This is a genomic window from Microcoleus sp. MON1_C5 (assembly GCF_036701875.1).
Classification (GTDB): Bacteria; Cyanobacteriota; Cyanobacteriia; order Cyanobacteriales; family Microcoleaceae; genus Microcoleus.
Map to the genome: position 1 here is coordinate 99,049 of NZ_JAUBRN010000016.1, position 11,453 is coordinate 110,501.

The 11,453-nt window shown below is 44.6% G+C and carries 10 protein-coding genes; 1 reads left to right on the forward strand and 9 read right to left on the reverse strand.

The annotated features are described in order from the left end of the window. Positions 1 to 3 precede the first annotated feature (3 nt). From QUA71_RS10810 to QUA71_RS10850, 9 genes are all read right to left on the reverse strand, one after another. Positions 4 to 471 carry a putative quinol monooxygenase gene (locus QUA71_RS10810; RefSeq protein ID WP_333284750.1) on the reverse strand — a complete coding sequence of 156 codons (468 nt, stop codon included), beginning with the start codon at positions 469 to 471 and terminating at the stop codon, positions 4 to 6. 132 nt (positions 472 to 603) lie between these two features. Continuing rightward, positions 604 to 942, reverse strand: a complete 339-nt coding sequence (locus QUA71_RS10815) for an anti-sigma factor antagonist (protein WP_333284751.1) — start codon at positions 940 to 942, stop codon at positions 604 to 606. A gap of 53 nt (positions 943 to 995) precedes the next feature. Beyond that, positions 996 to 3,110, reverse strand: coding sequence for a glycogen debranching protein GlgX (glgX, locus tag QUA71_RS10820; protein ID WP_333284753.1), 2,115 nt, complete (start codon positions 3,108 to 3,110; stop codon positions 996 to 998). A 79-nt stretch (positions 3,111 to 3,189) separates the two neighbouring features. Continuing rightward, entirely contained in the window at positions 3,190 to 3,528 is a 339-nt protein-coding gene (locus tag QUA71_RS10825; protein WP_333284755.1) for an STAS domain-containing protein, read from the reverse strand. 157 nt (positions 3,529 to 3,685) lie between these two features. Continuing rightward, positions 3,686 to 5,500, reverse strand: coding sequence for an AGE family epimerase/isomerase (locus QUA71_RS10830; protein WP_333284757.1), 1,815 nt, complete (start codon positions 5,498 to 5,500; stop codon positions 3,686 to 3,688). 62 nt (positions 5,501 to 5,562) lie between these two features. After that, the gene (locus QUA71_RS10835) at positions 5,563 to 6,171 is read right to left on the reverse strand and encodes a DJ-1/PfpI family protein (RefSeq protein WP_333284759.1); all 609 of its coding nucleotides are present in this window, start codon (positions 6,169 to 6,171) and stop codon (positions 5,563 to 5,565) included. Positions 6,172 to 6,280: 109 nt separating this feature from the next. Beyond that, complete coding sequence (locus tag QUA71_RS10840; RefSeq protein ID WP_333284761.1) at positions 6,281 to 6,844, reverse strand: hypothetical protein; 564 nt, start codon at positions 6,842 to 6,844, stop codon at positions 6,281 to 6,283. Between the two features lie 73 nt (positions 6,845 to 6,917). Next, entirely contained in the window at positions 6,918 to 8,885 is a 1,968-nt protein-coding gene (locus QUA71_RS10845; RefSeq protein ID WP_333284763.1) for a PP2C family protein-serine/threonine phosphatase, read from the reverse strand. A gap of 95 nt (positions 8,886 to 8,980) precedes the next feature. After that, complete coding sequence (locus tag QUA71_RS10850; protein ID WP_333284765.1) at positions 8,981 to 9,403, reverse strand: ATP-binding protein; 423 nt, start codon at positions 9,401 to 9,403, stop codon at positions 8,981 to 8,983. 736 nt (positions 9,404 to 10,139) lie between these two features. Between QUA71_RS10850 and QUA71_RS10855 the strand changes: the two genes are divergently transcribed. Continuing rightward, the gene (locus tag QUA71_RS10855) at positions 10,140 to 11,366 is read left to right on the forward strand and encodes an NF041680 family putative transposase (protein ID WP_333284767.1); all 1,227 of its coding nucleotides are present in this window, start codon (positions 10,140 to 10,142) and stop codon (positions 11,364 to 11,366) included. Positions 11,367 to 11,453: the final 87 nt, after the last annotated feature.

Consider the following 11,453-nt stretch of genomic DNA (forward strand, 5'->3'; position numbering starts at 1 on the left):
TATTTATTTAGGCAACTCATGAGCAACACTGTTAGTGGTATAAACTCTAACAAGCAGAGAACCCTTAAGAATTTCTGAAAATTTGGTCAGCAGCGGCTGAACGTAAGGCTGCTTTAAATGCTCCCTTAAAGCTGTGCGATCTTTCCACTCTTCGTAGTAGATGAAAGAATTTTTTGCTGTTGGTTGCTCATAAAATCCGTAGCTGATACAGCCGGGTTCAGCTCGCGTAGGAGCGAGAGCAGCAGTTGCTAATTTAAGAAATTGCTCGCGCTGTTCGGGTTTGATTTCAAATCGATTGGCTACAACTAATGGCAGAGTGACATTACTATCCTGTTGCCTGTTTGATGGAACCTGGCTCAAGCCAGAAGTGCTGAATATTGTTGTGCAAACAAAAGCGGCAAAAAAAAGCCAAAGAACCTTACTGATGCCTCGGAAGCTTTTAAAAAAATATGCTTTTAGCATTTCTTGCATCTGTATTTCAGGGTTGCGGGGCTAATAACTTGAGTAGTGAGCTGGTACAACCCACCTGAGAGGCCTCTGACAGAGGCTTTAGATTTTAGCAAAACTGCTTGCTAAAATCTAAAATCTTTTCTACTAAGACGCTTAAGCGCTTTCGAGTTCGATAGAATCGTAATCGTCAACGGCAATGACACCTTGTATAAATCCGGTTTTTTCCAAGGTATCAAGTATCATTTCCTGAGCGCCAACGACGTAAATATCGACATCAAATCCCATTTTTTGTTTGGCGAAGATCAGGACTCGCAGACCCGCACTCGCCATATACTCTAACTCTTGCAGCATCAGCACTAAATGTTTGGGCTTGGTGATGGCTGCTTTCTCAATCTCTTCCTTGAATATCTGTGCAGAACTTGCGTCTAATTCGCCCGTCAGTGTAATTTTTGCAGCATGATTTGATGATTCTAGCGTTGCAGTGAAAGCCATAATTTTTTGTCCTTTTGAAGATGTTTGTGAGTGGGATTAAGTTGATGATGAGATTACTTGCCGACTAAGATGACGATCGAGCGATCGCCCAGCAGAATACCGTGCTGGTTTTCTAATTTGGGTTCCATTCCCGGTTCCCAAATATCCTCTGGAGACGTGCAGCCTGTATTCACAGAAATGTGCCATCGCAACTCTTCCGGCAAACCGGGAATTTCAAACCAGTTCGCCTCCCAGTGCATATTGATTGCTACGTAAATGTAGTTATCTTCAACACTTCCGGCTTTAGCGTGTTTGCCGCAAAGCATGAAGGCTATAGTGCGACAACTAGGCGACCAATCTGCATTCCAAGCTTGGGTGCCGTGCCAGGTAATATCTGCGTAGCCGCTGCCCACATAATCGCGGTTTTGGAAGTGATATTTATTCCTGAGTACGGGGTGAGCGTTGCGGAAGGCAATGCTGTTTTTGACGAAGCGAAATAGACTGGCGTTGGTTTTTAATAAATCCCAATTCAGCCAATTAAGTTCGTTGTCGTGGCAGTAGGTATTGTTGTTGCCATTTTGACTGCGGCCGACTTCATCACCCATGAGGATCATCGGCACGCCTTGGCTGACCATCAGCATCGCGATCGCATTTCGCATTTGGCGCGATCGCAAAGCATTAATCCCCGGATCGTCCGTCCACCCTTCTGCGCCGCAATTCCAACTGTCATTATCATTGCAGCCGTCGTTATTATTTTCCCCGTTAGCTTCATTATGTTTGTCGTTATAAGACACCATATCAGCTAAGGTAAAACCGTCATGCGCCGTAATGAAATTAATTGAAGTAGCCGGGCCGCGGCCTTGATGAGCGTAGAGATTGGGTGAACCTTGCAAGCATTGTGCCGCATCTCCGACCGTACCATCTCCTTTCAAAAACTTGCGAATATTGTCGCGGTATTTGCCATTCCACTCCGCCCAACGTCCGTAAGCGGGGAAGGAACCAACCTGATACAAACCACCCGCATCCCAAGCTTCAGCAATGAGTTTACACTTCGCTAGAATTGGGTCAAATGCTAGCGTTTCCAGCAATGGCGGATTAGATAGGGGAAAGCCCCAAGCATCGCGACCTAAAATAGCTGCTAAGTCAAATCGGAAGCCGTCAATGTGATATTCACTGGCCCAGTAGCGCAAGCAATCCAACACAATATTGCGGACGATCGGGTTATTACAATTGAGCGTATTGCCGCAACCGCTGAAGTTAAAGTAATAACCTTCCGGGGTTAACATATAGTATGTTTTATTGTCCAGCCCCCGGAATGAGATTGTCGGGCCGCGTTGGTCTCCTTCTGCTGTGTGGTTAAAGACGACATCTAAAATGACTTCTAGGCCATTTTTGTGCAGTTCTTTGACGAGTGCTTTGACCTCATCCACCTGCATTCCTAGTTTGCCAGTTGCCGCATAGCCAGCCTTGGGCGCAAAGAAACCAACGGTACTGTATCCCCAATAATTTACCAGCAATTCCCCCGTGATCGGGCTGGGGCGAGAATGTTCAAATTCGTCAAACTCATAAATGGGCATGAGTTCGATCGCATTGACTCCCAACTCTTTAAAGTAGGAAATTTTTTCGCGGATAGCTGCAAAAGTTCCCGGATGTTTCACGCCGGAGGAAGGATGGCGGGTAAAACTGCGGACGTGCATTTCATAGATAACTTGATCCTCCGGCGGAATTTCCAGAGGTCGGTCATTTTCCCAATCAAAGTCGTCAAAACTAATGCGAGATCGGTGTTGATAAATATCATTCCAATCCGGCGTTACGCCCCAAACATCTCGACCGCCAATAATTTTGGCATAGGGATCTAGGAGAATTTTGTTTTTGTCAAAGTAATGACCTTCTTGGGGATTGAAAGGCCCGTCCATTCGGTAGCCGTATTCGATATTTTCGTAATCGATCTCGAATACAGTCATGGTAAAGACATTGCCAATTCGGAACTCATCGGGAAATGGAATTTCCGCGATCGGTTCTTTAGCGTGTCTTTTAAATAGCACTAGCGTGCAGGATGTCGCATAGCTGGAAAATACCGAGAAATTAACTCCTCCGGGCACTAGACTTGCTCCGAAAGGCATCGGGCGACCTACACGCAGTTTAAAATCGCCGTGTTTGTGAGTGGGGTGAATGTCTATTCGTTCCATTACCTGTCCTACTAATTAAAAATCCTGAACAGCGATCGAACTTTACAAAAACCAAAGATTGACTTAATTTGATGAAGTTTTAGGCTGACTTCAGCGCCACTATTCCTGAATCTAACGTGTCGCAAGTTGTAAAAAAGCTGAGAAATCCCGTTACGTCCATTGTATCTTTAATTTCCTCAGCAACCCCCACCAATACAAGTTTGCCTTCTTTAGCCGATACCTGCCGATAAAGTGACAGCAGCATCCGTAAGCCAGCACTAGACATATAGGGGACTAGAGTCATATCTAAGAGAATTTTACTCCCCGGTTCTGCCAGCGTCAGCACCTTTTCTTGAACTTCTAGTGCGGTACTAGCATCGACATCTCCCTCCAACTTTACCACTGTTATTTCTGCTGTTTTACTAATGGCAATGTCCACGCTCAACCTCTTTGTAAATAAATTAGAATTGGGAGATTCTTCCCAGGGATTAAGAAAACGATTATCTTGAGAGAAAGAGGAAGCAGCCTATACTTGTTAAGTATAAAACTAGCAATTCAGGCTGCATTCATTCTCACTTTAGGTAACAAACTGCTGACTATACCGGGACAATCTGCACTTTGACTTTCACCCGCTCTTTGGTATCAGGCAACTGAACGGTTAAGTTATCTGCGTCGAAGTTGCTGTAGGGTTGTCCGTCGATTTCACAAGCACCGATTTTGATACTACCGGGGGGCAAAATATCAGGTGAAACTCGCAGGATATTGTCTTTGAATCCTCCCGGCATTGGCTTGAAGTAGAAATCCATCGCCTGCTTAGTAATCAGCAGGTTGGTGTAAACCGCAGAGAGATAGCACAGTTCGGTGGAGTGATAGCCAGACATGGAGTGATAGCCTTTGAATCGCTCATTTCCCAGCAAGTACGGCAGTCCGTTGGCTAAAGTATTGAAGTAAACAGCACCGTCGTCATGATCCAGGAAGAAAGCACTGTAGAAGGCCGCGGCTTCGCGAGCATGGCGCAAGTATTCTGGGTTTTGAGTGAGGCCGTTGAGGATTAAGTAAGCTAAAATTGCTTGTTCTTGCTGCCACCAAGCTTTGCGATCGTGCCAGACAAAGCTGTGCTGTTCTTCACCTGGTTCGAGCATACGTTCGACGACATCGTACCAGCCGCCGCGTTGGCGATCGCTTCCCACATCGGGCATGAGATACGCAATCTTTTCAGCCAATTCTTTGTAATTATCTTTGGCTTTAAGCGATTGCATCCGCATCAAATTCCACGCAATCTTGAGGTTGTGACCGACAACAGCCCGGTCTTGCTGCCAGCCCCAGATTTTGTCAGGAGTCCAATCTTCATTGAACTTTTCCTGAACAAACGGGCTGGTTTCGTACTCAGGGAAATACTTGGCGATCGTGTCAAAAGTGTACTCTAAAAAGTCGGCATATTTCTGGTCGCCTGTTGCCAGATACAGGTTAATTAAATACGCAGGTGCGTGGTCGCCGACTGAGTTCCAATTTTTGCGAGCGCGGTTGCGACCTAGGGACTCGGCACGGGCGTCAAGGCTGAGGGCATCAATGTGGGAGAAATAACCGCCTTGTTCTTTATCCAAGAAGAACTTATCAAACAAATCGACGGTCATTTCGGCATCTTTAAGGATGCGCGGGTCGCCAGTAATTCGGTAAGTTTGAATCGGGCCGGCAAGAGCGTAAATTTGTTCGTAAGCGGGGATGCAATCGTAGTCGTCGCTAAACTCAGAAGTGAGCAGTTTTTGTTCCCGCTGTCCTTTGACCCGTACCCCGTGATACCAGTAAATCAGGTTTTCATCGGGGTCGTAAAACCTCATGTGATCGCGCAGGTATTCAGTACCTTTTTCAGCGGCTTCTAAAAAGCGGTCTTCGCCTGTCATTAAAAAAGCTGAAGCAAACCCATAAACCAAGCGGGAAACGGTGTCAGTTTCTTGCAAGTAGTCGTCTTGCTTTTTGCTCCCGGACAGATTCAGCATCGTCCGATATTCCTTATAGTCAATTGGCTGGTTGGGGTAGCCAAATTGCCATTTCAGGTAGCAGTCAGCGATTGATCGGACTTGCTTAATCCACCAGTCCGGTTCTTCGTGGCGATAGTTTTCGGGTGCTTCCCCGGCAAAAACTAAAGATTTGGCTTCAAATTTGTGTCCTTCGCCTTGAGGGTAGAAGATACCGTAAGCGAAGACGTGCTGGCCGGGGTGCAGCAGTTCTGCAAACCGTTCGGTGGCGCTTAGGTAAGGTTCTTCTAGGTTTTGGGTAATGCGGCCGTAAGTAGTTGGTGTCAGGTAGGCAGTATATTGGCGACCGTCTGATGTCTTGATGCCGAAGCTTTTATCGCTGCGGTTGAACTGGGTAACATATCCTCCGATCATGTCGGAGAATGAAAAATTCATCCGTTCCATTCTCTTTCCTCTGCTAATTGATTAGAATTTTTCGGTCTACTCGTCTGTGTTTTTTACTTGTTCTCGATCTCTTTCACAAAAACTTCCATGAATTGGTTTACTACTCCTGGATGCTTCCCGGTAATCAAGTTGCCATCTACTACTAAGTCAACGGTGACTTCATTTTCTTCGTCGTAGACAACTTCTGCGCCGGCATTTTCTACATCACAGATGATGTTGTGAGCGCAGGTCACTTTCCGCCCTTTCAGTAAGTCTGAGTCGGCGCAGAACAGCCACAAACTGTGACAGATTGTTCCGAGCTTTAGGCTTTCTGAGTGCATGGATTTTCTGAGAAATTCTACCGCCGGCGCTTGGTTTTTTTGACCTTTCTTGACTTTCGCCTGGTATCTCAGGCGATCGGTAGCATAAGCCCCAATTGCAATGATGCCTTTGTAGGCAGAAGGAGCGATATCATTGACTTCTGTAGCGACAGTCACATGATATTCAACTTTATCATTTTCTGGGTTCGATCCGAAAGTTAATTGTTGATTTCCCCACAAGTGAGAAATGTACTCGACTTCATAACCGTGTTTCGGAAAAAAATCATTGAATTCCCGATATTCAGTAGGATCAAAATGTTCTTCGATCCGAACACCAATTTTGCCCTTGCTTTCAGTTGCCATACCCTAAAAAATCCTTGCGAACGTAAACTATTTCAGGTTGATGATTGTCCTCTGACATAGAAGCCCCTGACGGAATTCTTACCTCTCGTAACCAGACAATAGGAGGTATTTAGGCCTTGATTAGCTTTAAAAGTGAATCAGGGGCAAAAACATCTCGGTAGAAAGTCAATTGTTCGGTTTTGAGGTAGCAGGCTCCTCGGTGGCCGCGCCGCACCCAAGTGACATTTCCTTTGGCGAGGGTTTCGTTAGTTTCGTCGTCCACACACTTCCACTCAAAGTAAGTGTGTTCGCCAAAAAACATCACAATCGGCCAGCACATTGTCACCCCTGGCTGTGCAATTAAAGCCCACCAGTGTTTCTCGCGTTCTTTTTGTTTGTCTAAACCGCGATAGGGGCCGTCTTGGCATAAGTAAACCAAATCTTCGCGATATTCACCTGTTAAGATGTCACCCCGGCATTGTCTTAATGCCTCGCAGTGAGTCGGCCACCATTCCTGATTTTCTTTTTCGATTGGTTCGAGAGTATAATCTGAGCTAATTTCGGGCAACTTTTCGTCCTTCATTGCCACAATTTTCTCGGCTAACTCAATCATTGTTTGCTTAAGTTCGTCCGAAACCAATCCAGGTTTTGAATAGTCGGCTGTCAAGCCTTTATAGTAGTTGATTCGAGTCATTAGTAACTCCTTAGTGGTGAATAAAGAACTCATACTTTCAGTAGAACTGAAAACCCAGTTTCCTAAAATTGAATTAGGATGTGCCGGGGATTTTCCGTCGCACTGCTAGCAAGGTAATGTCATCAAACTGCGCTGCACAGTCTATATGGGTAAACACATCGGTTTTCATACGTTCTAGTAATTCGGATGCTGAGGAATAAGGCTGATTTAGGAGTGAAAGCACTCGCTTTTCTGTGAAAAATTCCTTGTTGGGGCTGCGGGCATCAGTAAGACCATCCGTGTAACCAAATAGAATATCTCCCGGTTCGAGCTGAACCTGCTGAATTTTAAACTTCATATTTGGCATCATTCCTACGGCGGGGCCTGTAGATTTGAGGGCAGTCTTGATCCCAGAAGCATTGATAATTAAAGGTGATTCATGCCCGCCGTTAATATAGGTTAATAAACCTGTTTCTGGATTGAGTACCCCGAAGAACATTGTGGCAAACATACCGGTTTCACCATGTTCTTCACTAATGTAGTTGTTGGTAATCTCAATTGCCTGGAGAGCTTGCCTTTGATATAAGTCAAATTCTAATTCCATTCCGGCTGTGCGAGCCGTTGCTTCTCGATCGCAGAAGTGAAAATTTGTTCCTCCAGAGAACAGCCGAATAAAGCTACGAAATAGCCCCATAAACATCGCTGCCCCAACGCCTTTGTCGCAAACATCTGCAATCACTAATCCTATACTGCCATTAGGAAGTGGAAAAACATCATAAAAGTCGCCGGCAACTTTTTTTGCTGGTTCAAAGGTCGCACAAATTTCCCAATTTGGTACGGTTAAAATTGGATTTGGCAAAAAGTTTCTTTGCAGCTTTTGCCCTTTTTCGATATCGGTTTCTAATTCGTTTTTAGCCTTATTCAGTTGATCGGTTCGTACTTCTACGAGAGATTCCAGGTTGTTAGTGTATCGACTTACCTCTGCAACCATAGCATTGAAAGCCTCAGCCAGTTGTTGAAACTCATCGTTGCTTTTGACTTCTACAGCTACATCAAAATTATGGTTGCGAATCTTTTCTGATGCCTGGTACAGCTTCCGAATCGGTTTCACTAACCAGTTGCTGATCAGGGATGCTGCTAGCAAAGAAATGAATAAGCTACTGCCAATAATTTGCAAGCAAGTCCATTTCAGGCTATCAACTTCTATGGCTAGGCTACTAACATCGACATCTAAGTTGAGGACAGCAACAACTTTACCCGTATCATCTTTCAGGGGAACGGCGGTTGAAATGTAGGCATCTTTTTTATTATTATACTCATAATAAAACTGAGTATCTACTTTGGGTTGACCGTCGAAAGCTGCGCGGATAGACGGAGAATTTGGGAAATAATAGTACCCAACATAATCATTACTACTTTTTGGCGAACTACCTTCATAGCGATACCCTTTATCGCTAGCCAGCAGTCTCACAAATTTGCGGTCAGGAAACTCAGGGACTGTGCTGATTAGATAGGATGCCTTGATGTAGATGTCAGATGAATCGTCTCTCCGACTTTGATTCGTAATCTCTCCTAACTTGCGAGCCAGATTTTGATACCTTTTTGAAGCTGTAATCTTGTCATGCACCTCTTTGGATAACCCAGGAAACTCAGTATTTTCTGCTCCAGAATTTATTTGCTGCTGGGATAGTTGTAGACTCTGTGAATTAATTTGAGCGGCTAGGTTCTTAATTTCTGCTATATCTTTGCTAGAAAAAGATGAAGATTCCTTGATGCCAATTTGTTTTAACTCCTTAGCCTGGTTTTTTAGCAAATTTCGCTGGATGCTTGATTGGAGCCAAAAAATACTTGTGGTAGCAACCCCAACAGACAGGACGGAAAGCGCTAAGCCTAACTTCAAACTGAAAGGAAACTTCAAAGATATTCCCAATTTTAAGGGTAACTTTGGGTTCTTGAGATGAATGTCAGCGTTGCCTACTTGGCTCGTTAAGTCTAAATTAGCTGACGGCAAAAGAGAACTCTCTAAATTGTCTGGATTAGTCTGTTTAACGTAAGAACCCACAGTTGTACTCCTGTTTTTATACGTCGCTCAATCAAAAAGCAGTATGGCTTCTCTAGTGTGAAATTAGGGAGATTTAATCCCCTGGATGCCCTCTCCTATCTATTACCTTTCCGCTCGACCGTAAATATATTGCGATTGCGATTTTCTACCCGCTCGTAAGAAAATTTATCTACGCCTTGAATAGCCAGATAAACTCCTAGCCCTCCAATACTTTTTTCGTGCAGGTTTTTATCCAAATCACTAGGTAGCGCTTGCTCGATGGGATCGTAAGTGACTGCTGTATCCTCAATAACAATTGTCAAATTTCGATCGCTGAGTTCGGCGCATAACTCCAAATTCCCCTCACTGCCCGATTCTTCATAACCGTGAATGATGATATTTGTGGCAATTTCATCGACTGCTAGGCGCAGCCCGTAAGATGCTTTTTTTTCCAGCTCAGCCTCCGCTGCTGCCGCGAGGACATACTGAGCTATCTGACTTAAAGAATCTAGTTTTCCAGGCACGATTAACGGGTTCATAAATGAAACAATTTATCCTTCTAAAGGCTATGAATTTCCACAGAAATTGAGCTGCAATTTGGGGAGTTTGTATGCTCTGCAGCGAGGAACTCAGCTTGGAAAATTAGATTTAGGTGAGCTCATTGAGCAAACCCATCGATTGGCTGGTTAAGAAAGTTCTCTCCAAGAACTGCTTACTAAGTAAGATCACTGCTACCTGCTGCCTGTAGAGCAGATAGATAACCTGACTGGTGCTAGCCTCTACCTTTAGATAGAGCTGCTCAACTGCTCGATCGCTACTTTTATCTGTCTTTTGGTGGATGCTATTCAATAGTATGTGTGCATATTCCAGAGAAAGCAAGTCGGAAAAGTCGGATCATAAAGTCGGAAAAGTCGGATCATAAAGTCGGAAAAGTCCGACGCCCTGGTTTTACTATCTATCTATAGAGCAGATCAACAGCATGACTGGTACTGTTCTATGTCTTTAGATAGATGCTATTCAATAGTATGTTTGGGGTCTCCGCGTAAAGCAAGTCGGAAAAGTCGGATCATAAAGTCGGAAAAGTCGGATCGTTGCCTAATTGGCCTATTTCTGAGGACCAACCCTATCACGCGCTAAAAGACATCAGTAATAATACTTAAACTTAATCTAACTGGAGTTTAGACTAAAAAATAGAGAACGGTGGCTTTCAGAAGAACTTGAGCCACCGCGCCGGGAGAGAATGAGGGTGAAAAATAAAACCTATCCACTCCCTCAATGAACAGTGAACGATTAAAGGATTTTCGTCAAGCAGCATACGAGTTATTGGTGCGAGCCAAGGATGCGACATTCGAGCTGATGGATGCAGTAATGACCACCAGGAATGTGGCCTGTTTGGCGGAATTTTCGCTCAGTCCGTTATTCAATCGTCACTGGCCAAGCGTTTACGAAGCCTTACAAGACAGTAGGCCAGACCGGAAAAAACTGATGCTACTCTATCTCCAGCAATTACAGCAGGAATCACCCCCAACCGAACACCTATTAGTGGCAATCGATCATACTGTATGGGGAAGACCAGAGGCTAAAACATTAAAAGACAGAACCCATGAATATCAGGCAGGTGTAATTATTGGACAGGGATACAGTACAATTGCGTGGATACCCGAAACAGAAGGAAGTTGGGCATTACCCCTACTACATGAACGAATTAGTAGTTGGTCTTCACCAATAGAAAAAGCAGCTTCCCAACTCAAACTTGTTTGTGAACAGAGCATCAATCCAGTCTTAGCAGTTTTAGATCGAGAATATGGCAATGCAAGTTGGGTACTAGCCATAGCAGATATTCAAGCTGATTGCTTAATGCGAGTCCGAAGTAATGCCTGCTTGTGGTCAGCACCACCAGCCTATAGTGGTCGCGGTAGACCACGTAAGCACGGGCAGAAAATGAGGGTGAATGACCCAACCACATGGCTGCAAGCGGATACTGTGATTGAAATTGACGAACATCCAGAGTTGGGACAAGTCCGAGTCAGTCAATGGCTTGACTTACATTTTTATCGTGCCGCTGAACAGAGAGTCAATTTAATCCTCGTCGAAAGAATGAAGCCCATGTCAAACAGTCAGCCGTTTCCACCCTTATGGTTGGTTTGGGTGGGAGAACGAACTCTACCCTTAGAAACTTTTTGGTTTAAGTATTTGCGCCGTTTTGGGGTGGATAATTGGTATAGATTTGTCAAGCAACGATTGCATTGGACATTACCTAACTTGAGAACTCCCGAACAATGTGAGCGATGGAGTGATTTAATGCCGTTGATGAGTTGGCAACTCTGGCTGGCTAGGGATTTAGTGATCGAAAATCGACTGCCTTGGCAATCTGCTACGCTCGATTTAACTCCTGGACGTGTTGCCCAATCAATGTTGTCGGTTTTAGTTGACATTGGTACTCCTACGAAACTACCTAAACAGAGGGGAAAATCCCCCGGCTGGGAAAAAGGAAAGGTATAGCCTTTCTCATAAAGATGAGGTACAATAACAGCAGTGAGTAAACCAATTCCAAAGATTTTCTGATGTAACTTCATTAAATGCAAACTC

What these genes read in the sequence shown, in the direction of transcription:
- QUA71_RS10850 (WP_333284765.1), bottom strand. Translation starts at nt 9,403, where the DNA reads ATGAACCCGTTAATCGTGCCTGGAAAACTAGATTCTTTAAGTCAGATA.
- QUA71_RS10855 (WP_333284767.1), top strand. Translation starts at nt 10,140, where the DNA reads ATGAACAGTGAACGATTAAAGGATTTTCGTCAAGCAGCATACGAGTTA.
- QUA71_RS10810 (WP_333284750.1), bottom strand. Translation starts at nt 471, where the DNA reads ATGCAAGAAATGCTAAAAGCATATTTTTTTAAAAGCTTCCGAGGCATC.
- QUA71_RS10830 (WP_333284757.1), bottom strand. Translation starts at nt 5,500, where the DNA reads ATGAATTTTTCATTCTCCGACATGATCGGAGGATATGTTACCCAGTTC.
- glgX (WP_333284753.1), bottom strand. Translation starts at nt 3,110, where the DNA reads ATGGAACGAATAGACATTCACCCCACTCACAAACACGGCGATTTTAAA.
- QUA71_RS10840 (WP_333284761.1), bottom strand. Translation starts at nt 6,844, where the DNA reads ATGACTCGAATCAACTACTATAAAGGCTTGACAGCCGACTATTCAAAA.
- QUA71_RS10835 (WP_333284759.1), bottom strand. Translation starts at nt 6,171, where the DNA reads ATGGCAACTGAAAGCAAGGGCAAAATTGGTGTTCGGATCGAAGAACAT.
- QUA71_RS10815 (WP_333284751.1), bottom strand. Translation starts at nt 942, where the DNA reads ATGGCTTTCACTGCAACGCTAGAATCATCAAATCATGCTGCAAAAATT.